Origin of the sequence: Streptomyces sp. NPDC050997 (genome assembly GCF_040660135.1) — a bacterium.
GTDB lineage: Bacteria > Actinomycetota > Actinomycetes > Streptomycetales > Streptomycetaceae > Streptomyces.
On the sequence record NZ_JBFAGK010000025.1, the window covers coordinates 53,127 to 78,865 of the forward strand.

22 protein-coding genes are annotated in these 25,739 nt (G+C 71.4%); 3 read left to right on the forward strand and 19 right to left on the reverse strand.

The features are described from left to right. Positions 1-27: 27 nt before the first annotated feature. The 15 genes from AB0H86_RS37690 to AB0H86_RS37760 all read right to left on the reverse strand — a co-directional run bounded on the left by AB0H86_RS37690 (position 28) and on the right by AB0H86_RS37760 (position 17,187). Positions 28-645, reverse strand: coding sequence for a TetR/AcrR family transcriptional regulator (locus tag AB0H86_RS37690; protein ID WP_362449464.1), 618 nt, complete (start codon positions 643-645; stop codon positions 28-30). Continuing rightward, the gene (locus AB0H86_RS37695; RefSeq protein WP_362449466.1) at positions 633-1,376 is read right to left on the reverse strand and encodes an enoyl-CoA hydratase family protein; all 744 of its coding nucleotides are present in this window, start codon (positions 1,374-1,376) and stop codon (positions 633-635) included. Before AB0H86_RS37695 ends, AB0H86_RS37690 begins: the two co-directional genes overlap by 13 nt. Further along, positions 1,373-2,965, reverse strand: coding sequence for a 4-coumarate--CoA ligase family protein (locus tag AB0H86_RS37700; RefSeq protein WP_362449467.1), 1,593 nt, complete (start codon positions 2,963-2,965; stop codon positions 1,373-1,375). The genes AB0H86_RS37695 and AB0H86_RS37700 overlap by 4 nt, the downstream gene beginning before the upstream one ends. Positions 2,966-2,994: 29 nt before the next feature. Further along, positions 2,995-4,125, reverse strand: a complete 1,131-nt coding sequence (locus tag AB0H86_RS37705; protein ID WP_362449469.1) for an acyl-CoA dehydrogenase family protein — start codon at positions 4,123-4,125, stop codon at positions 2,995-2,997. Positions 4,126-4,208: 83 nt separating this feature from the next. Continuing rightward, complete coding sequence (locus tag AB0H86_RS37710; RefSeq protein ID WP_362449471.1) at positions 4,209-6,050, reverse strand: biotin carboxylase N-terminal domain-containing protein; 1,842 nt, start codon at positions 6,048-6,050, stop codon at positions 4,209-4,211. Between the two features lie 5 nt (positions 6,051-6,055). After that, positions 6,056-7,654, reverse strand: a complete 1,599-nt coding sequence (locus AB0H86_RS37715) for a carboxyl transferase domain-containing protein (protein ID WP_362449473.1) — start codon at positions 7,652-7,654, stop codon at positions 6,056-6,058. After that, the gene (locus AB0H86_RS37720) at positions 7,651-9,330 is read right to left on the reverse strand and encodes an acyclic terpene utilization AtuA family protein (protein WP_362449475.1); all 1,680 of its coding nucleotides are present in this window, start codon (positions 9,328-9,330) and stop codon (positions 7,651-7,653) included. The genes AB0H86_RS37715 and AB0H86_RS37720 overlap by 4 nt, the downstream gene beginning before the upstream one ends. Further along, positions 9,327-10,124 (reverse strand): TIGR03084 family metal-binding protein, encoded by a 798-nt coding sequence (locus AB0H86_RS37725; RefSeq protein ID WP_362449477.1) that lies wholly within the window; start codon positions 10,122-10,124, stop codon positions 9,327-9,329. Before AB0H86_RS37725 ends, AB0H86_RS37720 begins: the two co-directional genes overlap by 4 nt. Positions 10,125-10,264: 140 nt before the next feature. Continuing rightward, on the reverse strand, positions 10,265-10,639 hold the full coding sequence (locus AB0H86_RS37730) for a hypothetical protein (protein WP_362449479.1): 375 nt from the start codon (positions 10,637-10,639) through the stop codon (positions 10,265-10,267). 452 nt (positions 10,640-11,091) lie between these two features. Next, positions 11,092-12,342, reverse strand: a complete 1,251-nt coding sequence (locus AB0H86_RS37735; protein WP_362449481.1) for a helix-turn-helix transcriptional regulator — start codon at positions 12,340-12,342, stop codon at positions 11,092-11,094. A gap of 546 nt (positions 12,343-12,888) precedes the next feature. Next, positions 12,889-13,149 (reverse strand): hypothetical protein, encoded by a 261-nt coding sequence (locus tag AB0H86_RS37740; RefSeq protein WP_362449483.1) that lies wholly within the window; start codon positions 13,147-13,149, stop codon positions 12,889-12,891. Beyond that, positions 13,146-13,508, reverse strand: coding sequence for a DUF6247 family protein (locus AB0H86_RS37745; RefSeq protein WP_362449485.1), 363 nt, complete (start codon positions 13,506-13,508; stop codon positions 13,146-13,148). The genes AB0H86_RS37740 and AB0H86_RS37745 overlap by 4 nt, the downstream gene beginning before the upstream one ends. Before the next feature lie 297 nt (positions 13,509-13,805). Beyond that, positions 13,806-14,642: an ABC transporter permease subunit gene (locus AB0H86_RS37750; RefSeq protein WP_362449487.1), complete on the reverse strand. Its 837-nt coding sequence runs from the start codon at positions 14,640-14,642 to the stop codon at positions 13,806-13,808. Further along, a complete protein-coding gene (locus AB0H86_RS37755; protein WP_362449489.1) occupies positions 14,639-16,201 on the reverse strand; it encodes an ABC transporter permease subunit in 1,563 nt (520 codons plus the stop codon). The genes AB0H86_RS37750 and AB0H86_RS37755 overlap by 4 nt, the downstream gene beginning before the upstream one ends. Beyond that, on the reverse strand, positions 16,198-17,187 hold the full coding sequence (locus tag AB0H86_RS37760) for an ATP-binding cassette domain-containing protein (RefSeq protein ID WP_362449491.1): 990 nt from the start codon (positions 17,185-17,187) through the stop codon (positions 16,198-16,200). The genes AB0H86_RS37755 and AB0H86_RS37760 overlap by 4 nt, the downstream gene beginning before the upstream one ends. 139 nt (positions 17,188-17,326) lie before the next feature. On the opposite strand from AB0H86_RS37760, the gene AB0H86_RS37765 reads away from it, so the two are divergent. Together AB0H86_RS37765 and AB0H86_RS37770 are read left to right on the forward strand one after the other, a co-directional pair. After that, positions 17,327-18,586 carry a HAMP domain-containing sensor histidine kinase gene (locus tag AB0H86_RS37765; RefSeq protein WP_362449493.1) on the forward strand — a complete coding sequence of 420 codons (1,260 nt, stop codon included), beginning with the start codon at positions 17,327-17,329 and terminating at the stop codon, positions 18,584-18,586. After that, on the forward strand, positions 18,583-19,260 hold the full coding sequence (locus AB0H86_RS37770) for a response regulator transcription factor (RefSeq protein ID WP_362449495.1): 678 nt from the start codon (positions 18,583-18,585) through the stop codon (positions 19,258-19,260). The genes AB0H86_RS37765 and AB0H86_RS37770 overlap by 4 nt, the downstream gene beginning before the upstream one ends. Positions 19,261-19,536: 276 nt before the next feature. On the opposite strand, the gene AB0H86_RS37775 is transcribed toward AB0H86_RS37770, so the two are convergent. After that, positions 19,537-19,983, reverse strand: a complete 447-nt coding sequence (locus tag AB0H86_RS37775) for a DUF1772 domain-containing protein (RefSeq protein ID WP_362449497.1) — start codon at positions 19,981-19,983, stop codon at positions 19,537-19,539. Between the two features lie 91 nt (positions 19,984-20,074). Here AB0H86_RS37775 and AB0H86_RS37780 point away from each other — a divergent pair, with 91 nt between their 5' ends. Next, positions 20,075-20,653, forward strand: a complete 579-nt coding sequence (locus AB0H86_RS37780; RefSeq protein WP_362449499.1) for a TetR/AcrR family transcriptional regulator — start codon at positions 20,075-20,077, stop codon at positions 20,651-20,653. An 82-nt stretch (positions 20,654-20,735) separates the two neighbouring features. On the opposite strand, the gene AB0H86_RS37785 is transcribed toward AB0H86_RS37780, so the two are convergent. The 3 genes from AB0H86_RS37785 to AB0H86_RS37795 all read right to left on the reverse strand — a co-directional run bounded on the left by AB0H86_RS37785 (position 20,736) and on the right by AB0H86_RS37795 (position 25,536). Beyond that, entirely contained in the window at positions 20,736-21,695 is a 960-nt protein-coding gene (locus AB0H86_RS37785) for an EamA family transporter (protein WP_362449501.1), read from the reverse strand. A 148-nt stretch (positions 21,696-21,843) separates the two neighbouring features. Next, positions 21,844-22,608, reverse strand: coding sequence for a metallophosphoesterase family protein (locus AB0H86_RS37790; protein WP_362449503.1), 765 nt, complete (start codon positions 22,606-22,608; stop codon positions 21,844-21,846). 9 nt (positions 22,609-22,617) lie between these two features. Continuing rightward, the gene (locus AB0H86_RS37795; protein WP_362449505.1) at positions 22,618-25,536 is read right to left on the reverse strand and encodes an FAD-binding and (Fe-S)-binding domain-containing protein; all 2,919 of its coding nucleotides are present in this window, start codon (positions 25,534-25,536) and stop codon (positions 22,618-22,620) included. Between the last annotated feature and the right edge of the window lie 203 nt (positions 25,537-25,739).

Below are 25,739 nucleotides of genomic sequence, written 5' to 3' on the forward strand. Positions count from 1 at the left end.
CGTCGAGTGAGTGTCGGTCCGTGAGCCTCAGCTCAGCGACTTCCTCAGCAGTCCCGCCCACTGCGCGACGACGCGCTCCCGGCGGCCGGTGTCGTCCGTGAGGAGGTTCGCGAGGCCGAGGCCCCGGGCCATGTCCAGCAGGCCCTGCACGGTTTCGCGGACGCCGGGGCGGGACTCGTCGGCGTCGAGCAGTTCGACGGCTATCCGGTGTGTCTCGCGGCCGACGCGGGCTTCCAACTCCGTTACCTGTGGCCGTAGTTGATCCTCGTTGGAGGCGGCGACCCACAGGTGGAGGGCGGCTCGGAAGAGGGGGCCGGTGTAGAGGTCGACCAGGGCGGACACGACCGCCCGGTGGTCGCCCGCCGCGCCCTGCGGGAAGAGGGCGCGCAGGGCGGTGGACCGTTCCTCGGCGACGTACTCGACCGCTGCCGTGAAGAGGTCCTCGCGGGTGGGGAAGTGGTGTTGTGCGGCGCCGCGGGAGACGCCGGCGCGTTCGGCGACGACGGCGACCGTGGAGCCCGCCCAGCCGTGTTCGGCGAGACAGGCCACGGCGGCTTCCAGGAGCCGCTGCCGGGTGGCGCGGCTGCGGTCCTGCTTGGGGACGCGCTCGCCCGGCCCGTGTTCGGCCGTGCTCACAGCACCCATGGGGGATCCCGTCGTTCGAGGAAGGCCGTCATGCCCTCGCGGGCGTCGGCGGAGGCGAAGAGGCGGGAGGAGAGCCGGGTCAGGCGGCCCGCGTCCTCGTCGTAGGCCTCCAGCACCTTGGCCGTGAGCAGCCGTTTCGTCTCGGCGAGGGCCTGCGGGGCGGCTCGGCGCAGTCCGTCGAGGACGGGGGCGAGGGTCTCGTCGACGTTCTGGTGCCCGCTCGTCGCCGTGAGGAGGCCGACGCGGGCCGCCTCGGCCGCGCCGAAGGTCTCGCCGGTGAGGAAGTAGCGGGCGGCGGCGCGGGGCTCGACGCGGTGCAGGAGGGGGAGGCTGATGAGGGCGGGGGCGACGCCGATGCGGACCTCGGTGAAGGCGAAGGTGGCCGTGTCGGAGGCGATCGCGATGTCGCAGGCCCCGATCAGTCCCAGGCCGCCGGCCCGTGCGTGACCGGTGACCCGGGCGACGACGGGTTTGCGCAGTGCGACGATCTGCCGCAGGAGGGCGGCGAGGGTCTCGGGCTCGGGCGGGTCGCGCAGGTCGGCGCCCGCGCTGAAGGTGGTGCCGGTGTGGGTGAGGACGATCGCGCGTACGTCGTCGTCCTCGCCGCCCTGCTTCAGGGCGTCGGCGAGTTCGCCCACGAGGGCGGCCGAGAGGGCGTTGCGGCGGTGCGGCGCGTCCAGGGTGAGGGTGGTGATGCCGCGTTCGTGGGTGGCGTGGACGAGGGTTGTCACGTGCGCTCCCTGAGCCGGCGGCGGAGGATCTTGCCGGAGGCGGCCCGGGGCACGCCGTCGATGAAGGTGACCTGGCGGACGCGTTTGTACGGGGCGACGCGTTCGGCGACGTGCATCATGATCTCGCCCTCGGAGAGGTCGGTGGCGGTGGGCTGGCGGACCACGTACGCGTGCGGGACCTCGTTGCCGTCCTCGTTGTAGACGCCGATGACGGCGGCGTCGGCGATGCCGGGGTGGGTGAGCAGGAGGGCCTCCAGTTCGGCGGGGGCCACCTGGAAGCCCTTGTACTTGATGAGTTCCTTGACCCGGTCGACGACGAACAGCCAGCCGTCGGCGTCGACATGGCCGACGTCGCCGGTGTGCAGCCAGCCGTCGGGGTCGATCATGGCGGCGGTGTCGTCGGGGCGGCCCAGGTAGCCCTTCATGACCTGGGGGCCGCGGATGAGGATCTCGCCGGACTCGTCGATGCCGAGGTCGTTGCCGAGGTCGTTGTCGGGGTCATTGCCCGGGCCGTCGAGGGAGATGATCCGCATCTCGGTGCCGGGGATGAGCCTGCCGACGGTTCCGGGGGGTGCCGTGCGCATGGCGTTCAGGGGGACGACATGGGTGCCCGGGGACAGTTCCGTCATGCCGTACGCCTGGCCGACCGGGGGCAGGCCGAGGCGCTGTGAGCAGGCGGCGGCGAGCCGGGCGTCCAGGGGTGCGGCGGCGCTGACGATGTACTTCAGGGACGACAGGTCGTACTGCGCGACCAGCGGGTGCTTGGCGAGGGCGAGGACGATCGGCGGGGCGACGTACAGGCCGGTGATGCGGTGGTTCTGGATGGCCGCGAGGAAGGTCTCCAGGTCGAAGCGGGGCAGTACGACGACGGTGGCGCCGTTGCGCAGGGGCCCGTTCATGAGGGCTGTCAGGCCGTAGATGTGGAAGAAGGGCAGCACGGCGAGGATGCGGTCGCCGGGGCCGTTCGAGAGGACGGGTTCGAGCTGCGCGAGGTTGGTGGCGATCTGGCGGTGCGTGAGCATCACGCCCTTGGGGATGCCGGTGGTGCCCGAGGAGTAGGGGAGGGCGGCCACGTCCTCGGCGGGATCGATGGTGAGCTGGGGTTCGGGGGCGGTCGAGGCCAGCATGTCGATGAGGGAGCGGTGTCCGGGGGCGCTGTCGCAGACGAAGATCTCCTGGACGCCGCCGGCGAGTTCGGCCGCCCCGCGTGCCGCCTCCAGCAGCGGCGAGACCGTGATGATCCAGCGGGCGGCGGAGTCGGTGAGCTGCTTGGCGAACTCCTCCGGGGTGGCGAGCGGGTGCACGGTCGTGACGGAGGCACCGGCGCGCGTGGCGGCGTAGAACGCGGTCGGGAAGGCGATCGTGTTGGGGCTGTGCAGGGCGAGGACGTCACCCTTGCGGACGCCCGCCTCGGCGAGGGCGGCGGCGACGCGGCGGTGGAAGCGGTCCAGTTGGTCGTACGTGAGGGTGGTGCCGTCGGTGCCGTCGATCAGGGCGGGGGCGTCGCCGAACTCGGCCGCGCGGCCCAGCACCGCCTCGTGGATGGGCAGGGCCACGGGCGGGACGTCTGGGTAATCGCTGCGGAACATGGTTCCTCCTCGCGCGACACGGCGCCCGGTCAGTACGACTTGGGCAGGCCGAGGGTCTGGTGGGAGACGTAGTTGAGAATCATCTCCCGGCTCACTGGAGCAATACGAGCCACGCGGGCTGCCGTTATCAACTTGGCGAGCCCGAACTCGCGCGTGAGGCCGTTGCCGCCGAGGGTGTGCACGGCCTGGTCGACGGCCTTCACGCAGGCCTCCCCCGCCGCGTACTTGGCCATGTTGGCGGCCTCGCCCGCGCCGGCGTCGTCACCGGCGTCGTAGAGGTGGGCGGCCTTCTGCATCATCAGGCGGGCCATTTCCAGGTCGATGTGCGCCTGGGCGAGAGGGTGGGCGATGGCCTGGTGGGCGCCGATCGGGGTGTCCCAGACCGTGCGGTCGCGGGCGTACGTGATCGCTTGCGCGAGGGCGTGGCGGCCCATGCCGATCGCGAAGGCGGCGGTCATGATGCGTTCGGGGTTGAGGCCGGCGAAGAGCTGGAGCAGGCCCGCGTCCTCGTCGCCTACGAGGGCGTCGGCGGGGAGCCGTACGTCGTCGAGGGTGAGCTCGAACTGCTTCTCCGTGGCCTGGAGTTCCATGTCGATCTGGCGCCGTGAGAAGCCTTCGGCGTCGCGCGGGACGATGAACAGGCAGGGCTTGAGGCGGCCGGTGCGGGCGTCTTCGGTGCGGCTGACTATGAGGGTCGCGTCCGCGATGTCGACGCCGGAGATGAAGACCTTGCGGCCGGTCAGGAGCCAGTCGACTCCGTCGCGGCGGGCGGTGGTGGTGATGCGGTGGCTGTTGGAGCCGGCGTCGGGTTCGGTGATGCCGAAGGCCATGGTGCGGGTGCCGTCCGCCAGGGCGGGGAGCCACTCCTGTTTCTGGGCGTCCGTGCCGAAGCGGGCGATCACTGTGCCGCAGATGGCGGGGGAGACGATCATCATCAGCAGGGGGCAGCCTGCGGCGCCCAACTCTTCTAGGACGATGGAGAGTTCGGCTATTCCTCCGCCGCCGCCTCCGTGTTCCTCGGGGAGGTTGACGCCGAGGTAGCCGAGTTTGGCCGCCTCGGACCAGAGGGTTTCTCGGTCGAAGTCGCGGCCGTGGCGGTTGCCGAGGGCGGCTACGGCTGCTCGGAGGGCCTTGTGCTCTTCGGATTCGAGGAGGGTCATCACGACTCCTTCGGGGTGCGGGTTGTGTGTGGCTGGTCGCGCTCACGCGGCGGAGCCGCATATTCAATGCAGCCCCGCGCCCCTCAGGTGGGCTGTACTACGGCGAGTAGAGAGCCGACCGTTACCTGTTGGCCAGGCGTGACGTCCAGGGCGGCCAGCGTGCCCGTCACCGGTGCTGTGATCTTGTGTTCCATCTTCATCGCCTCCAGCCACAGCAGGGGCTGACCGGCTTCTACGGCCGATCCGGGCTCCAGGCCCTCCGCCACTCGCACCACCGTTCCCGGCATGGGGGCCACCAGGGAGCCGGGGGCCAGTTGGGTCGTCGGGGCGGGGAAGCGGGGGAGGGTCCTGAGCGCGGTGGTGTTCACGTACTGGTCGTCGCCGTAGCGCGCGACCTGGAACTTCCTTCGTACGCCGTCCACTTCGAGTACGACGAGACGCGCGTCGGCGTGGACGACGAGGACGCCGTCCGCCGCCAGGCCGGCGCGGGTGTGGGTGTAGTGGACCTCGTGCTCCTCCCCCGCGATCGCGTAACGCTTGACCTGCGGCTGGGACGGGACGTTGCGCCAGCCGCCGAAGCGGGAGCGGGCGTGGGCGTCGGCGAGGGCCGCGGCGAGGGGGGCGTACGGGTCGGGTGCGGGCTTGGTGAGGTCGGTGAGGTGGCGGTCGTAGAAGCCGGTGTTCATGCGGGCGGAGGTGAACTCCGGGTGCCGTAGCGACCGTACGAGGAGGTCCCGGTTGGTGGGCGGGCCGTGGAGTGTCGCTCTGTCCAGGGCTGATGCCAGCTTGCGGACGGCCTCCTCGCGGGTGGGCGCGTGCGCGATGACCTTGGCGAGCATGGGGTCGTAGTGGACGCCGATCGTGTCGCCGTCGCCGTAGCCCGTGTCCAGGCGGACGCCGTCCGGGACGGTCAGGCGGTGCAGGGTGCCGGTCTGGGGGGTCCAGTCGTTCGCCGGGTCCTCGGCGTAGAGGCGGGCCTCGACGGCGTGGCCGGACGGGAGCGGCGGGTCGGTGTCCAGTGCGGTGCCCTCGGCGACGCGGAGTTGCAGGGCGACCAGGTCGATGCCGAACACCGCCTCGGTCACGGGGTGTTCGACCTGGAGGCGGGTGTTCATCTCCAGGAAGTGGGCCTTGCCGTCGGCGACCAGGAACTCGACGGTGCCGGCGCCGACGTAGTCCACCGCGCGGGCGGCGCGTACGGCCAGGGCGTGCAGTTCCCGGGTGAGCCCGCCCGGGAGTCCCGGTGCCGGGGCCTCCTCGATCACCTTCTGGTGGCGGCGCTGGAGGGAGCAGTCCCGCGTGCCCAGGGGCCAGACCGTGCCGTGTGTGTCGGCGAGGATCTGTACCTCTACGTGCCGGCCGCCTTCCACGTAGGACTCGACGAACACCTCGCCGTCCCCGAAGGCGCTCGCGGCCTCGGCGCGCGCGCCCTCCAGAGCGGCGTCCAACTCCTCGAGTCGGCGCACGATCCGCATTCCGCGCCCCCCGCCGCCCGCGGCCGCCTTCACGAGCACGGGCAGGTCGGCCTCGGTGACGTCGCGCAGCGGCTCAAGGCCCATCAGCTTCTTGGCGCGGGTCTTGGACGCCATCGCCTCGATCGCCTCCGGGGGCGGGCCGATCCAGACCAGGCCCGCGTCGAGGACGGCACGGGCGAAGTCGGCGTTCTCGGAGAGGAAGCCGTAGCCGGGGTGCACGGCGTCCGCGCCCGCGGCGACGGCGGCCTTCACGATCAGGTCGCCGCGCAGGTAGGTGTCGGCGGGCGCCGCGCCCGGCAGCCGTACCGTCGCGTCGGCCTCCCGGGTGTGGAGCGCGTTGTCGTCGGCGTCCGAGTGCACGGCGACCGTGCGGATGCCGAGCTCGCGGCAGGTGCGGAGGACACGGCAGGCGATCTCGCCGCGGTTGGCGACAAGGAGTGTCGAAATCATGGGCCTCACATCCGGAAGACGCCGAAGCCGCCGCGCGCGCCCTCGTAGGGAGCGGTGTGGATCGCGGACAGGCACAGGCCGAGGACGGTGCGGGTGTCTCGGGGGTCGATGACGCCGTCGTCGTAGAGCCGCCCGGACAGGAACATGGGCAGCGACTCGGACTCGATCTGCTGCTCCACCATGGTGCGCAGGGCGGCGTCCGCGTCCTCGTCGTACGGCAGGCCCTTCGCCGCCGCCGACTGCCGGGCCACGATCGACAGGACGCCCGCGAGTTGCTGGGGGCCCATGACGGCCGACTTGGCGCTGGGCCAGGCGAACAGGAAGCGGGGGTCGTAGGCGCGGCCGCACATGCCGTAGTGGCCGGCGCCGTACGAGGCACCCATGAGCACCGACAGGTGCGGCACCCGGGAGTTGCTCACCGCGTTGATCATCATCGCGCCGTGCTTGATGATGCCGCCCTGCTCGTACTCCTTGCCGACCATGTAGCCGGTGGTGTTGTGCAGGAACAGCAGGGGGATGTCGCGCTGGTTGGCGAGCTGGATGAACTGGGCGGCCTTCTGGGACTCCTCGCTGAAGAGGACGCCCTGGGCGTTCGCCAGGACACCGACGGGATAGCCGTGCAGGGTGGCCCAGCCGGTGGTGAGGCTCGTCCCGTACAGGGGCTTGAACTCGTCGAAGTCGGAGGCGTCGACGATCCGGGCGACGACCTCGCGCGGGTCGAAGGGGGTGCGCAGGTCGCCGGGGACGATGCCGAGCAGTTCGTCCTCGTCGTACTTGGGCGGCGCGGCCGGGCCCGGATCGCCGTACGCCTTGCGGTGGTTGAGGCGGGCGACCACGCGGCGGGCCTGGCGCAGGGCGTCCCGTTCGTCCACGGCGAAGTGGTCGGCGAGGCCCGACACGCGCGCGTGCATCTCCGCGCCGCCCAGCGACTCGTCGTCGCTCTCCTCGCCGGTGGCCATCTTCACCAGGGGCGGACCGCCGAGGAAGACCTTCGCGCGTTCCTTGACCATGATCACGTGGTCGGACATGCCGGGGATGTAGGCGCCTCCGGCGGTGGAGTTCCCGAAGACGACGGCGACGGTGGGGATGCCTGCGGCGGAGAGCCGGGTGAGGTCGCGGAAGACGGCCCCGCCCGGGATGAAGATCTCCTTCTGGGACGGCAGGTCCGCGCCGCCGGACTCGACGAGGCTGATGCAGGGCAGCCGGTTGGCGAGCGCGATGTCGTTCGCGCGCAGGGCCTTCTTCAGGCTCCACGGGTTGCTCGCACCGCCGCGCACGGTCGGGTCGTTGGCCGTGATCAGGCACTCCACGCCCTCGACGACTCCGATGCCGGTGACGAGGGAGGCGCCGACGGTGTGGTCGCTGCCCCAGGCCGCCAGCGGGGACAGCTCCAGGAAGGGCGTGTCGGGGTCGAGGAGCAGCTCGACGCGCTCGCGGGCGAGCAGCTTGCCGCGCCCCCGGTGCCGTTCCACGTACTTCGGTCCGCCTCCCGCGACGGCCTTCGCGTGTTCGGCGTCGAGGTCGGTGAGCTTGGCGAGCATGGCGTCGCGGTGGGCGCGGTAGTCGGCGCCGGTGGTGTCGAGGGTGGTCTCGATGACCGTCACAGGAGGGCCTCCGGGATGTCCAGGTGGCGGGAGCGCAGCCATTCGCCGAGGGCCTTGGCCTGCGGGTCGAAGCGGTGCTGGGCGGCGACGCCCTCGCCGAGGATGCCCTCGACGACGAAGTTGAGGGCGCGGAGGTCGGGGAGCGGGTGCCGGGTGACGCGCAGGTCCGCGGTCTCCGGCAGGAGTTCGCGCAGCAGGTCGACGGTGAGCGTGTGGGCGAGCCACCGCCAGGCGTCGTCCGTACGGACCCAGACGCCGATGTTGGCGTTCCCGCCCTTGTCGCCGCTGCGGGCTCCCGCGACGAGCCCGAGGGGGGCACGGCGGGCGGGCCCCGGTGGCAGGGGTTCCGGCAGCGGCGGCGCCGGCACCGGATCGAGTACGAGGGTCTCCTGGGCCGGCGCCACAGGGATGCGGCGCCCGTCGTAGAGGACGGCCACATGGTCGACGGCACCATGGGGGACGTACACATCCTCGAAGACTCCATAGGGCGCGCCCTTTCCCGGTGGCGCCAGCACATGGAAGCCGGGGTAGCTGGCGAGCGCCAGCTCTACGGCCGCACCGCTCAGTGCCCGCCCGACGACCTCCTGCTGCGGGTCCCGTACGACGAGCCGCAGCAGGGCGCTCGCGCTCTCCTCGGTCGGGGCGTCGGCCCGGTCGGTGCGGACGAGGTCCCAGCGGACGTCGGCGGGGGTCGCCTTGGCCAGCGCGTCCGTCATCTGCTGCCGGACCAGCTCGGCCTTGGCCTCGATGTCGAGGCCGGTCAGCACGAAGGCGACCTCGTTGCGGAAGCCGCCGAGGCGGTTGCGGCCGACCTTGAGGGTGGGCGGCGGGGCCTCTCCTCGTACGCCCTCGATCCGCACCCGGTCGGGGCCGTCCTCGGTCAGCCGTACGGTGTCGAGGCGGGCGGTGACGTCGGGGCCGGCGTACCGGGCGCCCGTGGTCTCGTAGAGGAGCTGCGCGGTGACGGTGCCGATGTCGACGAAGCCCCCGGTGCCGGGGTGTTTGGTGATGACGGCGGTGCCGTCCTGGTGGATCTCGGCGAGCGGGAAGCCGGGTCGGCGCACCTCCCGCGCGCGCTCCCGGAAGAACGCGTAGTTGCCGCCGGTGGCCTGTGTCCCGCACTCCAGGACGTGCCCGGCGACGACGGCCCCCGCGAGCCGGTCGTAGTCCGTCGGTGTCCAGCCGAAGTGGGCGGCGGCGGGCCCGGTGACGAGCGCCGCGTCCGTGACCCGGCCCGTGACCACGACGTCCGCGCCCTCCCGCAGACAGGCCGCGATACCGAAACCGCCGAGGTAGGCGTGGGCGGCGAGAGCGCCGGGGTGGGCGGCGGTGAGATCGTCGCCCTCGACGTGCGCGACCCGCACGGGCAGGCCGAGCCGGTCCGCCAACTGCCGTACTTTCTCGGCAAGTCCGGCGGGATGGAGGCCTCCCGCGTTGGTGACGATCCTGACGCCCCGCTCATGAGCGAGCCCGAGACACTCCTCCAACTGCCGCAGGAACGTGCGGGCGTATCCGGCGCCGGGGTCCTGCAGACGGTCACGGCCCAGGATCAGCATGGTGAGTTCGGCGAGGTAGTCGCCGGTGAGGACGTCGAGTTCGCCGCCGGTGAGCATCTCGCGCATGGCGTCGAAGCGGTCGCCGTAGAAGCCGGAGGCGTTGCCTATGCGCAGGGTCACAGGGTGGTGTCCCCCTTCGGCGGGCGTCCGGCGCCGGGCGGGCCCGCGAAGGCCTGGGCGATGTCCAGCCAGCGGTCGGCGTCCGGGCCGTCGGCGTGGAGGGCGAGGTCGGCGCGGTGGGCGCGCTGGGTGACCAGGAGGCAGAAGTCGAGGGCGGGGCCGGTGACACGCTGGGGGGCCTCTTCGGGGCCGTACGCCCACAAGTCGCCGGACGGGCCCACGAGTTCGACGCGGAACTCGTCGGCGGGCGTGGACAGCCCGTGCACACCGAAGGCGAAGTCCCGGGCCCGTACGCCGATGCGGACGACGTGGCGAAGGCGGTCGGTGGCGGCGCGGGTCGCCTGGAGCGCGTCCGCCACGTCCTGACCGTGCGCCCAGGTCTCCATCAGGCGGCCGTTGGCCATGGAGGCCGCGGACATGGGCGGGCCGTACCAGGGGAAACGGGCGCCGGGCGGCGAACCGCGCAGCGCCACGTCGAGCGCGGTACGTCCCTCACGCCACCGGGCGAGCAACTCGGCGGCCGGAAGCCGGGCCCCGTCCTCCGCACCCTCGTCGACGAACGAGCCGGGCGCGGCGAGCGCCTTCTCGACCAGCGCGCGGAACGCGTCCTCGTCGGTGACCGCCAGCAGGGCCGAGCGGTCGGTCCACGCGAGGTGCGCGATCTGGTGGGCGATGGTCCAGCGCGGGGCGGGAGTGGCGAGGGTCCACTGCTCCGGACTCAACTCGGCTACGAGCAGGTCGAGTTCGTCGCTCTCGGCACGTAGGTCGTCGAACACGGGGGTCGGGTCGGCCATGGGGGGAGCATGGCAGCAGGGTCAGAAACAATCAAGCGTGCTTGCATGAATTGTTGAGCGGCCCACGTCCTGGGGAGACGTCATGGCCCCGGCTCTCCTGGGTGAGAGCCGGGGCCATGACGCTGCTTCATGACCTCGGTCTATGTTGTTGTTCCCTGTTGGAGTTGCGGCCCGCCGTCGCCGTCGTCCTCGCCGTCGTCCTCCGGGTCGTCGACGATCAGGTCGGGATCGTCGAGCTTCCCGGCCATACGCGCACCCCGGCTGTCCGCGACGCGCATCACGTCGGTCAGTGCCTCGCTCATCCGGGCCAGCAGGAAGCGGAGTTGATCTGACGTCGCCTTGCGGTCGGCGAGCATGTCGGCTGCGTGGTCGAGGAGGTCACCCGCCATACCGAGTTGCATGCTTTCCACGTTGTCCGCGACCTTGGACAGGTACCCGTTCCCGTCGCTCGACAGGAAGCACGGCTTTCCCTCAGGGGACGCCCACGGCAACAACCGCGTCTCCACCGAGAACATCACCGCGTCACCTCCACCCCGTGGATCAAGAGGTGGCCCATGTCGACTCCGCGCGAGGCAAAACACAGTTCACGTGGCCTGACTGGCCGCGGCCTCCCCGGCTCGCGCCGTTCGTGCGCGATCACGTACGGAAGGGCAAGGCTGATCTCCTCGCCGTCGAGTACAGGAACCCTGCCCCGTGGCAGAGGCACAGCCGGCATGTCCGGACGCTGGTCGGCGTTGCCCCGGTCGTCGCGCCTGTGCCGCCCAGGGACGGGCAATAACAGACGCATCAGCGTTTCGAAGATGCGGGCGATACAGTTCGGCAAGTCGACGCTCCTAGCGGCGTTGGCCATGCCCCCGGACCGTCCACCACGGTCGCGGGGGTCTCCGGTAATCGGAGGCCACTGACCATAGGACTGCCGAACAACGGGAGAGGGCACACTCTGTGCCCCCTTCTACTCACGTTCTACTCAAGCCGCCAAAATGCCGACTTTGACAGCCAGTTCACTTGCGCGCCGACGTTGCCCCGAGCTCTTCGATTCGGCTTCTTCCAGGATGATGCGGCGGGCGTACCCGTTGTAGCGGATCGTCTCGGGCGCCGCCTCGTACGCCTTGTCGAGAGTGGCCAGCGCCACCTCGGCTTGACCATCAAGTTGGTATCCGCGCGCCTCCTCGATGCGGTGCCGGGCGCGGCGGGGACGAGACGGAATGGCCATGGTGTCCGCGGCGGCGGCCTGCCTGACGCTCTCGGCACCCGCGTTGAGTTCCACCGCGATCGTCACCGCGTGGGCCCCCATGACGGCGTGGGAGAAGGAAGTCACGGGGTGGTAGTAGTCGGTGGGCAACCTGTCGGCCATGGATCGGGCCATGTCCCAGTGGCGCCATGCCGTTCCTGTGTCGCCCCGGCGTGCTGCCGTGTATCCGGCCTCGAACTGCAGCGCTCCCGCAATGGCGAGCACATCGTCATCAGCGTCCGGCAAGAACGGTTCCAGGTAGTGAAGCGTTTCCAGGTTCACCGCGTCGGCGGCGTCGAAGTGCGCAGGTCCGCTGTCCCGATGTGCCTGTGCGGCAAGCCACGCGGAGACACCGATGGTGTGCGGGTCTTCGGATTCCTGAGCCGCGATCATTCCCCGCTCGACGACTCGCCAGAGCAACGACGCATCCGGTTGGTATGCAATGAAGAACTGACTCAGGCTGTACACCTCGGACAGAATCGCCTGCGCCCTGCGCCGTTCACTCGCTGAATCGGCTTGCATCACAGAATGTCGCGCATCCCTGATGAGCTCAGGCAGCAGGGCACCGATGACGTCCCGGTGATTCGGTGCCGAATGCCGGGCACCCCACGCACGAACGAGCCGCTGTCGTAGGTGTTCTGGCGTCGGCGCCTCTCGTCGCGCGCTCAGAGGATAGAGGTTGATCGCCGCTTGCACTTGAGGCAGTCGAGCGTGTCCAGGGCCCGTGAACAAGGCAACGGCCATGGAGTGATCGCCAGTCAGGTCGGACAGGTCGCGAACCCTGAGTGCCTCTGCGATACGCAAAATCGTTGGGAGTTTAGGCATCTGAAGCCGTCCACCCTCGACTTGTTTGACCCAGCTCTGCGACTTGCCCAGCAGGCCGGCCAGAACGCTCCGGCTCATCCCGCGACGGGTTCGGAGGATCTGCATACGCTGGCCGAACGCGATCGGCTCAGCGAACGGGTCGGGGGTAGCTTCGGGAGACACGGCCTTGCCCCTCTCTGTACAGTTCGTCACTGCCAGCGTACGGGTCGGCACCACGCCTGGTGATCCCTCTCGGAAGTCCTCTTCCCTCCCGCGCCCCGCCAAGGGGGCGCGCCGCGTTTCCCCCTTCTTGAACTCCTGCACCTCGGGCCTCGTAGCCCGTGTACGTAGGCCGTCGACACCAGGCCACGACTCAAGCTGGCCTGCTCAGGCCGGGGCACAGCGGAGCTGAGTTTCAAGCCGACGGGTGCCGGCACACCGGCCAAGGTGCCTTGTGATCAGTCCGTGGTCCGGCAGCGGATCACCGCGGGCAACCAGATCCACATCGACGTCGACGCCACCCAAGGATCCAGCGGCGTGATCGCCTGGGAGACCGACTCCATCTGACACAGGCCTACGGGCGCCTCCGGGCTCAGCAGCCGGAGGCGCCCATCCCGCACCGTGACATGGCCTCAATCCCTGCGCGAGCACGGGGACGGCTGGGCCAAAAGACCCCTTTCGCCAGCGAGAGCGAACAGCACGTCTCGGTCTGGGAGAAGGCTCGAAGCCTCACGGAAGGGGATCGGGCGTCACCTGCCAGATGGAGACGAGTTCAGAGCGCGGCGTGACCATGTAGACGAAGAAGCCGCCGAGAACGAAAACGTGCTTCGCCCCTTCATCCATCCCCTGGTATCCCGGGCCGTGAATGTAGAGGGCTTCGGCGGCTCGGACCAGTTCGTCCGCCTTCTTCTCCACCTCGGCGAGAAACGCGGGCGGAGCTCCGGCCGCCACGGTCTCCTCGTCCGGGACGTACTCCCAGCCCCAGCTCACTCGGTGTGCACCGCCTTGACGGCGTCACGGTAGATGCCGGCGGCGGTGGCCAGATGCTCACGCGCCTCCTTCGGCGCGGTCGAGATCTGCGCGAGGTACTCAGCGTGGTGGTACGCCATGGCCGTCTCCGGGTGACGCTCTATCTCGATCAGGGCGGCCCAGTGCGCGAGGTAGGCATGAACGGGCTTGAGGGACCCGTGCTCCACGGCCTCCGCCAGGGCCTTGTCCTTGGCCTGGTCGTAGGCGGCCAGATACTGCGGGGCGACGACGGCACAGGCAGCGCGCAGGGCGCCGGGGGTGCGGTCCGGGCGGGGAATCAGCGGCCGGTCGCCGAATGATTCGGTGTGCTGCAGACTCATCCTGCCGTTCCCTTTCATGTCCTCTGCGGACAGACCGGCCGCGCGCCGGGTGCCAGATAATTCGGGGCACGTGCCCGACTTTAGTCCCAACGGACCTCATCACGTCGCGGCGACGGTCAGGAAGGGTCACCCGGCCCCACCGTCTCCGGAGGATGCGGTGGCGGAGCAGGGGGAACCCGGCTCGGCCGTGCATCTGCCTCATGATCCGCTTGGTTCGTGTGATGGCGCCCTCGGTGCGGCCGTTGTGATACGGGAGGGTGAGTCCGGCGTCTACGACGGCGCGGCCGCTCGCGGCCGCTACGCGTCGCGCCTCCGCAGCAGCAGGCCGCCGACCAGCAGTGCGGCCGCGGCCCACGCGGCGAGCACGCCCAGGCCGCCCCACGGGCCGATGGGCATCCCGGGCAGATCCACGGTGGCCTGGACCGCGAGTCCGGCGGTCATCGGCGCGATCTGCTGGAGATGGCGCTGCCATTCCGGATCGTGGACCACCTGGGTGACGACCGGGAAGAGGTAGAGCAGCCCGAACACGATCCCGATGGCGGTCGCCGCCTCCCGTACCGCCATCGCCACGCCGAGGCCGATCAGGGCGATCAGGCCGAGGTAGAGGACCGAGCCCGCGGTCGCGCGCAGAGTCGGGCCGTCGGCCAGGGACAGCGGGGTGTAGCCGTGCGCCTCGGTGAATCCGTTGCCGGGCAGGATGTAGCGGCCGGCGAGGAGGGAGGCCAGGACGGTGACCGTCCCTACGGCCAGGACGACCGTGGTGAGGACCGTCGCCTTGGCGATGAGGACGGTGAGCCGGTTCGGCATCGCCGTGAGCGTGGTGCGGATCATCCCGGTGCCGTACTCGCCGCTGACGACCAGCACCGCGAAGACGGCGATGACCGCCTGCCCGACGGTGACGCCGGTCAGGGCGAGCTTGACGGCGTCCTGGCCACACCCCGTGTCCGGGCACTTCACGGCCTTGGCGGTGCCGCAGCCGACGGCCACGGTCAGAATGACGGCGAGCAGGAGCAGCCGGCCCGTTCCCCCCGCGGTGCGCATCTTCGTCCACTCCGCGCGCAGGGCGAGGCCGAAGCCCCCGTGCCCTGTGCCGTCCGCCCTGCTCATGAGTCGTGTGTCGCTCAGGAGACTCATACGTCCCTCCTGCGCAGCCGCACCACGGCCAGACCGAAGGCGAGCGCGGTGTAGCCGCACAGCACGGCGAAGCCGGCCCACGGAGCCAGCGGGTAGTACCCGGTCGACGGCTCGTACACGCTGACCACCTGCGCGTAGTACGGCAGGGTCTGCTGCACGGCGAAGCCCGCCGCCGGAGTCACCCGCAGCAGCCACTCCGAGACGCCCGGGGGCAGCACGCCGGAGGTGGCGAGCAGGAAAGGCAGCACGATCGACGCGATGACCAGGGCAACCGCCGTGGCGCTGCGCCGCAGCAGGGTTCCGACGCCGAGGGCGAGCACGGCGGCGGCCGCGCAGAGCAGTCCGGTGCCGGCCACGACGCGCAGTTCGGTCGCCGACGTGACGGGAAAGACATGGAAGCCTCTGCCGAGCGCGCCGCGTTCCCCGATGGGGATGGTGATCGCGGCGGCGACCAGGCCGATGACGAACGCGATGCCCCCGACCACCAGGGCCTTGGCGCCAAGTACCCGGCCCCGTAGCGGGATTGCCGTCATCGTCGTACGCAGCAGACCGCGCCGGTACTCGCCGGTGATGAACACCGTGCCCACGCCGATCACCACGATGAGCCCGGCGAACGTACCGACGAGGAAGTTCTCGACGGAGAAGCCGCCGCCCATGACGGGCCCACCGACGACCGGCGCGATGTCACCTGCCCCGGTCACAGTGAAAGCGCCGGCGGTCTGGGTGAAGCCGCCCTCGGTGGTGTTCGTGTAGCTGCCGGAGGTGCCCGCGTCGCCGCCCACCTGTGTGCCGCTCCAGGCGCCCTGGGACCAGCCGCCCTTGAGGCTGGGGGCACCGAAGGTGCCGGTGGCCACGGCGGGGCTGAAGCCAGCGCCCGCCGCGGTGTCCTGCTTCGCCTCCGGTGACGCCACGAAGAACCCGGCCCGCACGGTGTGCGCGAGGCCGGGCAGCTTCACGCTGTCGACCTCGGTCCAGCGGGAGCCGTCGGTGGAGGCGTAGCCGGTGAGGCTGTCGCCGGAACGGACCAGGCGCAGCCGGCGCGGGGACTCCTCGGAGACCATGCCGGAAGGGCCCGCCGTGTCGTGGGTGTAGTCGTACTGCATGCGCACGCCGTGGCCGCCGGTGGCCATGACCGCCGCGTACGGGGATCCCCGGGTGAGGCTCTCCTTCATGATGATCCCGGCCTTCGCCCAGGGCTGGGCGCTCTTGGCCGGCTTGCCGCCGGTCCCGGTGTCGGGCGCTGCGGTCAGGGATCGCAGATCGACGGTGAGGCTGCCGTCGCCGGTCAGCTGCTTGTGGACGAGGTAGAAGTTGTCGTTGACGGCCTCGCCGCCGGGGCCCTTCGGGTAGGAGGCGGAGCCGGTGCCGGAGCCGGTGGGGCCCGGCGCGGCCGTGCCGAGCAGGCCGACCACGATCGTCACCAGGAGTGCCGCCGCCATGGCGAGGACCCAGCCCCGTACCGTACGGAACTTCGTCCACTCGGCATGCAGCGTCGCGAGGAATCCACCTCGCTCGACGCGTCGCGGGGCCGGGGGGCGTGGGGTGAGGGTGGTGGTCATCGCGTGGCCTCCCCCGCCGGGATGCCCCGGTATTCCACCGCGTCCCGGGTGAGCTCCATGTACGCCTCTTCGAGCGTCGCCCGGTGTGCGGACACCTGCGAGAACGGCACCCCGTTCCGGGCGAGCAGGGCCACGATCTCTTCGTCGGCCATGCCCGTGACGCCGAGGGTGTCGGGGCCGGTGGCGACCACGGTGGCGCCCGCGTTGTGCAGCACCTGGGCGGCGTGCGGGGACGCGGAGGTGCGCAGGACGACCCGGCCGCCGGACGCCTCGGCGAGCAGCTCGGACACGCTGGTGTCCGCGACGACCCGGCCGCGTCCGATCACCACGAGATGGTCCGCGGTGCCTTCGAGTTCGCTCATCAGATGACTGGAGACCAGGACGGCGCGGCCCTGCCGGGCGAGCGTGGCCAGGAAGCCACGCATCCACACGATGCCGTCGGGGTCCAGGCCGTTGAACGGCTCGTCCAGCATGACCACCGGCGGGTCCCCGAGCAGCGCCGCCGCGATACCCAGGCGCTGGCGCATGCCCAGGGAGAAGCCGCCCGCCTTGCGCCGGGCCGCCGAGCCCAGACCCGACTGCTCGATGACCTCGTCCACCCGTGCGGCGGGCAGCCCTTGTGAATGAGCCAGCCACAGCAGATGGTTGCGGGCGGTGCGGCTGGGCTGCAGCGCGGAGGCGTCGAGCAGTGCCCCCAGGTGCCGCAGCGGGCGACGCAGGCTCCGGTACGGCACCCCGCCGACCAGCGCCTCCCCTTCCTCGGCCGCGTCCAGGCCCAGGATCACGCGCATGGTGGTGGACTTTCCCGCGCCGTTCGGGCCCACGAACGCGGTCACCCGCCCCGGGCCCACGCTGAACGTCATCCCGTCCAGGGCCGGCTGCGTCCCGAACCGTTTGCGCAGACCGATGACCTCGATGGTCGCCTTCGCGGCGTAGCTGCCGTAGCTGTCGTAGCTGCCGCTGTCGACGGCGCTCTCATTGCTCATGGGCCCCAACCCTGGGACGGCACGGGTTACAGGACCCGAACGGGCGCTGTCATCTCGCTGTTAGGCGCCGCCACTTAGCCTGGTCACGGGACCTCGGCCGGGAGGTGCCTGGTTCAGGTCGCGAGAAGGGAGCAGGCGGATGAAGTGGGGTCCGCCCCGACGGTTCACGGACCTGACCACCCGGCTCGGACTGCGCCGCGGCACCGCCCGCGCCCGCTTCACCGCCTTGTACGTCACTCTCTTCCTGCTGTCCGGAACGGCACTGCTCGCCATCACCGCCCTGGTGGCATCCGGCGGATCGAGCGACAGCCAGGCCGCGCCCGACAACGGCGTCGGCCGGCCCGCCACGGCGACACAGGCACAGGGCCGCATCGACGAGCTGGAACAGCAGCTGGCCCAGGCGCACGACACCCAGTCCCGGCAGATCCTGACCGGGTCCGCCATCGCGCTCGGCGTCATGGCGGTGATCTCGGTCGGCCTCGGCTGGTCCGTCGCCGGCCGGGTGCTGCGCCCGCTGCGCGTGATGACGGCGGCCACCCGCCGGATCACCGCCGACAGCCTGCACGAACGCCTGGCGATCAGTGGCCCCGGCGACGAGGTGAAGGACCTCGCCGACACCATCGACGACCTCCTCGGCCGCCTGGAAGGCTCCTTCGACGCCCAGCGCCTCTTCGTTGCCAACGCGTCCCACGAACTGCGCACCCCGCTCACCACGATGCGGGCCTCCCTGGACGTGGCCCTCGCCAAACCGGGCCCGGTGTCCGAGACCACGGCCACTCTGGCCGGCCGGATACGCGTCGAACTCGACCAGGTGGACCGGCTGTTGGAGAGCTTCCTCGTCCTGGCGCGTTCCCAGCACGGCGAGTTCACCGACTCGGGACTGCTCGCCCTCGGCCGGCTCGCGCGGGCCGCCCTGGCCGAACGGGCCGAGGACATCGCGGCCAAGGGCCTGACGGTGCGCGAGAACCCGATCGACGACTCCGCGTGGGTGTGGGGCAGTCGGACGCTGCTGCGCCGCGTGGCCGACAACGTGATCGACAACGCGATCACGCACAACGACTCCGGGGGCTGGATCGACGTCGTGGTACTGGCCGAAGAAGGCACAAGGGACAACGACGGCGCGGTGTCCCTTGTCGTCGAGTCCAGTGGACCGGTCCTCGACCAGCGGCGGGTGGCGGACCTCGCGCGGCCGTTCCGCCGCCTCGGCGCCGACCGGACCGGCACCGGCCGGGGCAGCGGCCTCGGCCTCTCCATCGTCGCGGCCGTCACCGAGGCCCACCACGGCACCCTGGACCTGCGCGCCCGCCCCGACGGCGGCCTGCGCGTCACCATCACCCTCCCCCACCCGGGCGACAGGGCGACAAAAAGCCCCAACGCAGAGACGGACGTGGCGCGTTGAGAGTCCTGGTGGTCGAGGACGCCCGCCCCCTCGCCGAGGTCATCGCCGAGGGACTGCGCGACCAGGGCATGGCCGTGGACGTGGCCCACGACGGGCTCGACGCCGCGGCCAAGCTGGACGTCAACGCGTACGACGTCGTCGTGCTCGACCGCGACCTGCCAGGCATCCACGGCGACACCCTCTGCCAGATGATCACCGAGCGGGACAGCCGCGTGATGGTCCTGATGCTGACCGCCGCCGACTCGCCCGGCGACCGCGTCAGCGGCCTGACCCTGGGCACCGACGACTACCTCGCCAAGCCCTTCCACTTCCCCGAACTCGTCCTGCGCATCCGCGCCCTGGCCCGCCGCCGCCCCGCCGCCCGGCCCCGCACCCTGCGCGCGGCAGGCATCGAACTCGACCCGATGCGCCGCACCGCCGGCCGCGACGGACGCCAACTCGACCTCTCCGTCAAGGAGTTCGCGCTACTCGAAGCCCTCCTGATCGCGAGCCCCGCCTTCCTCAGCACGGAGGACCTCCTCGAACAGGTCTGGGACGAGCACGCCGACCCGTTCACCAACACCGTCACGGTGACCATCAGCCGCCTACGCCGCAAACTCGGCGACCCCCCGGTCATCACCACCACACCCGGTGTGGGCTATCGGATCATCGACCCGCCCGCCCCACCCGACTGAACAGCCGGCAGCGTCTTGCGGATCCACCGGTCGAGAGGTTCTTCCTCGGCTTTGTTCGCCGTCCCCTGTCTCGGCCCCATCCTCATGATCAGGACGATTGTTCCCGCAACCACCGCCGGGCGCCGACCTCGCTCGCGTATTCACGCACCGTGAGCCAGACGGCCAGCTGGCCGACGAGGTCACGTGCGACGCGGCGCCACTGGATCTCCCCGACACACGAAGCTTCCGGAGCCCGGGACATGCGACTCCGGAAGCTGTTCACGCGGGAGACCGGGCTCAGGTGAGGGCGGCGGCCAGCAGGGCGAAGGCGGCGATGATGACGGCGACGCGGACGTAGTGGTAGCGGTTCCAGCGGTGCATCTGCTCCTTCCAGTCGGCAGGCCGGTTGTCAGGGGTCCACGTCTTGTTCCGGTTGTTGATCGGGACGAGGAGCAGAAGCGACATGATCACGCTGAGGATCAGCAGCGCGCCGGCGGTGACGACGAGGCCGGCGCCGTGGTGGTGCCATCCGGCGATGGCCCAGACCGCGACGAGGGCGAGCGAGCCGATGTACCAGAACGGCATCACGGCGCCGAGCATCCGGCCCCCGTGGGCATGGCCGAGTTGGCCGCTGTCCTCGGGGAGTGCGTTGAGGATCGGGTTCATGACGAAGGCGACGGAGAACTCCACCCCCACCATCACGCCGACGATCACGGTGGTGACGACCTCGAGTGCGTTGAGCATGATGACCCCTCCTGGAATCTAGCGTCGCTAGATGATGAGGCAACGCTAGTACTGCTGCCGCTCGATTGTCTAGCGATGCTAGGATCGAATCATGTCGGTACAGGAACGCAAGCAGCGCGAACGGGCGGAGCGCGAGCGCCTCATCGTGGCGACAGCCCGCGAACTCGCCGAGCAGCAGGGCTGGGACGCGGTCACCACCCGCCGGCTCGCCGAGCGCATCGAGTACAGCCAGCCCGTCCTCTACAGCCACTTCCGCGGCAAGCGCGAGATCATCGGCGCCGTCGCCATGGAGGGCGCCGCCGAGATGGCCGTGGCGGTGCGGGCCGCGACCTCCAGCGCGAACAGCCCGCGCGAGCGGGTCGCCGCCCTCGCCCGTGCCTACCTCGACTTCGCCGCACGCAACCCGGCGGTCTACGACGCCTTGTTCCAGCTCGACGGCGGCCTGGCCTTCGCGGACGAGGACACCCCGGAGCCTCTCAAGGACGCCTTCGCCGCGCTGCTGGAGAGCCTGGGCGAGGTCGCCGGGGACGGCGTCCAACCGGGGCTGTTCACCGAGCTGTTCTGGGCGTCCCTGCACGGTCTGGCGACCCTGACCCGGGCGGGACGGCTGCCGCCGGAGGACACCGAGCGGAGAGTGGAGCTGCTGGTGGACCGGCTCGCCATGGTCTGACACACGCGCAGCCGCAGATCGCCGGGCCTTCGAAATCAACGCGAGGCGGCGGCCTCTCCTCCGCCCACCTCGGTCCGCTCTCTCAGCCCTCGACGCCCTTCACCTTCCGCCGTCGCTTCCACCCCTGCCCCACCTGTGTCCGCACCGCTCCCATGCTCGCCGCGATGACGAGGGCGATCGCGGCGGCCTCGGTGACCGTCAGTGCCTGGTTCAGGATCAGGAAGCCGGCGGTGGCGGCGAGGGCCGGTTCCAGGCTCATGAGGATCGCGAAGGTGGAGGCGGGCAGGCGGCGCAGGGCGAGGAGTTCGAGGGTGTACGGGAGGACGGAGGAGAGGACGGCGACCGCCGAGCCCAGGGCGAGCGTCGTCGGGTCGAGGAGCCTCGTGCCCGCCTCGACGACTCCGAACGGGAGGAACACCAGCGCCGCGACCGCCATGGCGAGGGCGAGCCCGTCGGCCTGCGGGAAGCGGCGGCCCGTGCGTGCGCTGAAGACGATGTACGCCGCCCACATGGAGCCCGCGCCCACCGCGAAGGCGATGCCCACCGGGTCGAGGCTGCCGAAGCCGCCGCCGAGGAGGAAGACGCCGGCCAGGGCGAGCGCGGCCCACAGTGCGTTGATCGCGCGCCGGGAGGCGAGGACGGAGAGTGTGAGGGGGCCGAGCACCTCCAGGGTGACGGCGGGACCCAGGGGGATGCGGTCGACGGCCTGGTAGAAGAGGCCGTTCATCGCGGCCATGGCGAGCCCGAAGACGACGACCGTGCCCCAGTCCGTACGGGAGTGGCCGCGCAGCCGGGGGCGGCAGACCACCAGGAGCACCAGAGCCGCCACGAGCAGCCGCAGAGTGACCACGCCGAACGCGCCGGCCCTCGGCATCAGGGTCACCGCGAGAGCGGCACCGAACTGCACCGAGACCCCTCCGGCGAGCACCAGGCCCACCGGACCGAGGGCACCGCGGCGGCCCGGAGTACCGGCCGGGGCGGCCGCGGTGGCGGTGCCGACCGGGGGCGGAGTGGCGGGGGTGGCGGCGCTGGGGGTGCTCACGGGACCTTCCGGGGGACTGAGCTGCGGTTTGTTCACCTCACTGTACGACGCAGTCCAGGGTAATGGACTTCGTCAGGTGTGTGAACCGTTTATGCGGCTGTCCCAGAATGTGGTCACGACCCCGGTGAAGGTGCCTGGGAGGGCGGTCTCAGCTCTCCGGGGTACGGCCGTCCCGGGGCCCGAACGCCGTCAGCGCGTCGGCGTCCGTGACGCGGGCGGCGAGGTAGTAGTCCGCCCATGCGTCGATGTCCGGGTAGTCGCAGTCCGCCACCAGCCGGGCGCGGGCCGCCGGGATGTCGTACGGCGTCACGCGCAGGTCGGTGCCCGGGCCGAGCAGGCACCAGTGGGCGCCGGCGCGGCCGTACGGCATGCCGACGCTGCCGGGGTTCACCACCAGGCGGCCGTGGGCGAGGCGGACGTAGGGCATGTGGGTGTGGCCGCAGACGACCGTGCGGATGTCGTCGGGCAGACCGGTGAAGACCTCCGCCCAGCGGTCGGGACGGGAGTCGACGAGGACGACCTCCTCGTCGTCACGAGGTGTGGCGTGGCAGAACAGGACCCTGCCGTGACCGTGGACGTCCAGCACCAGCGACTCGGGCAGTGCGGCGAGGAAGTCGACCTGTTCCGCCCGGAGCCGGCCCGCGGCGAACGGGCCGATCGGGTCGGGGATGTCGTCCCGCTCTCCCCTGCGGTACTCGACCAGCTCACGATCCGCGTTGCCCGAGACCCACAGCACGCGCTCGCCCTGCGCCCGCAGCAGGTCGATCACCTCGGACGGCTGCGGGCCCGCCGTGATGTCCCCGGTGAGCACGATCCGCTCGGCACCGGCCACCTCGGGCTCGGCGAGCACGGCCTCCAGGGCGGGCAGCACGCCGTGGATGTCGGACAGAACCGCGACGCGCTTCAGCCGCATGGCCTCATCTCACTCTCGCGGACTGACGGCCGGTCCGTCCGTCAGTCCGTCCGTCAGTCCCTCCGCCAGCACCTCCGCCAGATGCCGCCCCCGCACCCCCGCCAGCTGCTCCAGCTGGGTGCGGCAGGAGAAGCCGTCGGCCAGGATCTCCGTGCCGTTCTCGGCTGCTCTCACCGCGGGCAGGAGCTGGTCCTCCGCGCAGGCCTTCGACACCTCGAAGTGGCCTTTCTCGAAGCCGAAGTTACCGGCGAGGCCGCAGCAACCGCCGCTCAGTTCGCCCGAGAGCAGAGCGGCTTGACGCAATCCACGGTCGGCCGTGTCGCCCAGGACCGCGTGTTGGTGGCAGTGGGTCTGGCCGGCCACCGGGCGGTCGACGCGGGGCGGGGTCCAGTCGGGGGCCAGGCGTTCCAACGCCTCCGCGAAGGTGAGGACCCTCGCGGCCAGGCGGGCCGCGCGCGGATCGTCGTGCAGCAGCTCCGGCAGGTCCGTGCGGAGCGCGGCCGCGCAGCTGGGCTCCAGGACGACGACCGGGACGTCCGTCTCCAGCACCGGGGCCATCAGGTCGAGGGTGCGGCGCAACACCGTACGGGCGCGGTCGAGTTGGCCGGTGGAGACATAGGTCAGACCGCAGCAGACCCGGCCGCGCGACCGGAGCGCCGACAGCGGGTTCAGGACGGCCGAGCTGCCGTCACCCACCGGCCGCCTACGCGGCCGTAGCGTCGGCGGCAGCGCCACCCGAAGCCCCGCCGCCTCCAGTACGCGTACGGCCGCCCGGCCCACCGACGGCGCCAGATGCTCGGTGAACGTGTCCGGCCAGAGGATCACGAGAGCCCGCCCGGCCGTGAGATCCCCTTGCCCACGCGCACGCCTGAGCCACCACCCGCTGAACGTCTGCCCCGCCACCCGAGGAATCCGCCGCTCCGCCGCGATCCCACCCATCCGCTTCACGACCGCCGCCAACGGGCCCACCGCGCCCACCGCGTTGACCACCGCCGCCGCACGCGACCGCTCCACCAGGCGCAGCCACACCGGCAGCCACCCCATGCTGTAGTGGGCGGCCGGGCGTCGGCGCCCGGCGTAGTGGTGGTGCAGGAACTCCGCCTTGTACGTGGCCATGTCGACCTCGACCGGGCAGTCGGAGCGGCAGCCCTTGCAGGACAGGCACAGGTCCAGCGCGTCCCGGACCTCCGGCGAGCGCCAGCCGTCGGTGACCAGTTCGCCCGCGAGCATCTCGTGCAGCAGCCGGGCCCGCCCGCGCGTGGAGTGGGCCTCCTCGCCGGTCGCGCGGAACGACGGGCACATGACGGCGGTCCCGGACCCGGCCGCCGCCGTCGGCGCCGTACGGCATTTCGCGACGCCCACGCACCGCCGCACCGCCGCCGAGAAGTCGCCGCCGTCGGACGGGTAGCCGAAGGCCACGTCCACCGGCCGGCTGGGGAGGACGGAGAAGCGGAGGTTGGTGTCCAGCGGGGCCGGGCGGACCAGCATGCCGGGGTTGAGCAGGTCGTCCGGGTCCCAGATGCCCTTCGCGCGCTCGAACAGCGCGACCATCTCCTCGCCGTACATCCGAGGCAGCAGCTCCGCCCGCGCCTGCCCGTCGCCGTGTTCGCCGGACAGCGAACCGCCGTGGGCGACGACCAGTTCGGCCAGGTCCTCCGAGAAGCTCCTGAAGCGTGCCACTCCCGCGTCCGTCAGCAGGTCGAAGTCGATGCGGACGTGGATGCAGCCGTCCCCGAAGTGGCCGTACGGAGTGCCGTGCAGCCCGTGTGCCCGCAGCAGCCCCCGGAAGTCCCGCAGATAGGCGCCCAGTCGGGCGGGCGGGACCGCGCAGTCCTCCCAGCCGGGCCAGGCCTCGGAGCCTTCCGGCGTCCTGGTGGCCGTGCCGCTCGCGTCCTCCCGGATGCGCCACAGGGCCCGCTGGCCCGCCGGGTCCGTCACCACCAGGGCGTCCACGACATCCGCCGCCCGCACGATCCGCTCGGCACGCGCGCGTGCCTCCGCCTCCGTGTCGCCGCCGGTCTCCACGAACAGCCAGGCTCCGCCGCGGGGCAGCCGGGCGGTGGCCGGCACCAGGTCGGCCGCCATGCCCTCCACCGTGAGCGGCCCGTGCGGCAACAGACCGGCCGCGGCGTCGGCGGCGGCGCTCTCGTCGGCGTACGCCAGCACGGCCAGCGCACGCGCGCGGGGCGCCCGCACCAGCCGTACGACCGCCTCCGTCAGAACACCGAGCGTGCCCTCCGAGCCGCAGAAGGCGCGGGCGACGTCGGAGCCGTTCTCGGGCAGCAGCGCGTCCAGCGCGTACCCGGAGATACGGCGGGGCAGTTCGGGGAAGCCGGTGCGCAAGCGCGCCAAGTCGCCCTCCACCAGGCCCCGCAGGCCCTCCGGCGCGCCCGCCCAGCGCGGGCCGAGCCGCAGCCGCTCGCCGCGCACGGTGAGCACCGACAGTTCGCGCACGCTGTCCGCGGTCGTCCCCCACGCGACCGAGTGCGAGCCGCACGCGTTGTTGCCGATCATCCCGCCGAGCGTGCAGCGGCTGTGTGTGGACGGGTCGGGGCCGAAGCGCAGGCCGTGCGGGGCGGCGGCCTCCTGGAGGCGGTCGAGGACCAGGCCGGGCTGCACGACCGCGGTGCCGGCCTCCGGGTCGAGGGACAGCAGGCGGTTCATGTGCCGGGTGAAGTCCAGCACCACGCCCGTGCCCGTCGCCTGCCCGGCGATCGACGTGCCCCCGCCGCGCGGCACCACCGGCACGCCCTGTGCCCGGCACACCGCGAGGACCGCCGCCACGTCATCGGCGTCCCGAGGGGCGACCACGCCCAGCGGGACCCGCCGGTAGTTGGACGCGTCCATGGTGACCAACGCCCGGGACGTGACGTCGAACCCGACCTCGCCCCGGACGGCCCTCCGCAGTTCTGCCTCGAGATCCGTCATGGGTCCAGAGTGCATCCAACCTCCGACAGCGAGGCCGCTTATCCACAGGTGGGATGCCGTTCGGCGGGCCCGGGCCGAGGCCACTTTTCAGAAACGGAACCAGATGCTTCCCAATTAAATCGGAAAGTCTCCTATAGTGACCGCCAGTTGTACCAACCTGAACACACAGTGTCGCTGCTCACCTGCCCAGGACCACCACTCAC

Excerpts from the sequence above, each read along its gene's own strand:
- AB0H86_RS37690 (WP_362449464.1), bottom strand. The coding sequence starts at position 645 with ATGGGTGCTGTGAGCACGGCCGAACACGGGCCGGGCGAGCGCGTCCCC.
- AB0H86_RS37700 (WP_362449467.1), bottom strand. The coding sequence starts at position 2,965 with ATGTTCCGCAGCGATTACCCAGACGTCCCGCCCGTGGCCCTGCCCATC.
- AB0H86_RS37705 (WP_362449469.1), bottom strand. The coding sequence starts at position 4,125 with ATGACCCTCCTCGAATCCGAAGAGCACAAGGCCCTCCGAGCAGCCGTA.
- AB0H86_RS37710 (WP_362449471.1), bottom strand. The coding sequence starts at position 6,050 with ATGATTTCGACACTCCTTGTCGCCAACCGCGGCGAGATCGCCTGCCGT.
- AB0H86_RS37725 (WP_362449477.1), bottom strand. The coding sequence starts at position 10,124 with ATGGCCGACCCGACCCCCGTGTTCGACGACCTACGTGCCGAGAGCGAC.
- AB0H86_RS37730 (WP_362449479.1), bottom strand. The coding sequence starts at position 10,639 with ATGTTCTCGGTGGAGACGCGGTTGTTGCCGTGGGCGTCCCCTGAGGGA.
- AB0H86_RS37745 (WP_362449485.1), bottom strand. The coding sequence starts at position 13,508 with ATGAGTCTGCAGCACACCGAATCATTCGGCGACCGGCCGCTGATTCCC.
- AB0H86_RS37750 (WP_362449487.1), bottom strand. The coding sequence starts at position 14,642 with ATGAGTCTCCTGAGCGACACACGACTCATGAGCAGGGCGGACGGCACA.
- AB0H86_RS37755 (WP_362449489.1), bottom strand. The coding sequence starts at position 16,201 with ATGACCACCACCCTCACCCCACGCCCCCCGGCCCCGCGACGCGTCGAG.
- AB0H86_RS37760 (WP_362449491.1), bottom strand. The coding sequence starts at position 17,187 with ATGAGCAATGAGAGCGCCGTCGACAGCGGCAGCTACGACAGCTACGGC.
- AB0H86_RS37765 (WP_362449493.1), top strand. The coding sequence starts at position 17,327 with ATGAAGTGGGGTCCGCCCCGACGGTTCACGGACCTGACCACCCGGCTC.
- AB0H86_RS37775 (WP_362449497.1), bottom strand. The coding sequence starts at position 19,983 with ATGCTCAACGCACTCGAGGTCGTCACCACCGTGATCGTCGGCGTGATG.
- AB0H86_RS37780 (WP_362449499.1), top strand. The coding sequence starts at position 20,075 with ATGTCGGTACAGGAACGCAAGCAGCGCGAACGGGCGGAGCGCGAGCGC.
- AB0H86_RS37790 (WP_362449503.1), bottom strand. The coding sequence starts at position 22,608 with ATGCGGCTGAAGCGCGTCGCGGTTCTGTCCGACATCCACGGCGTGCTG.
- AB0H86_RS37795 (WP_362449505.1), bottom strand. The coding sequence starts at position 25,536 with ATGACGGATCTCGAGGCAGAACTGCGGAGGGCCGTCCGGGGCGAGGTC.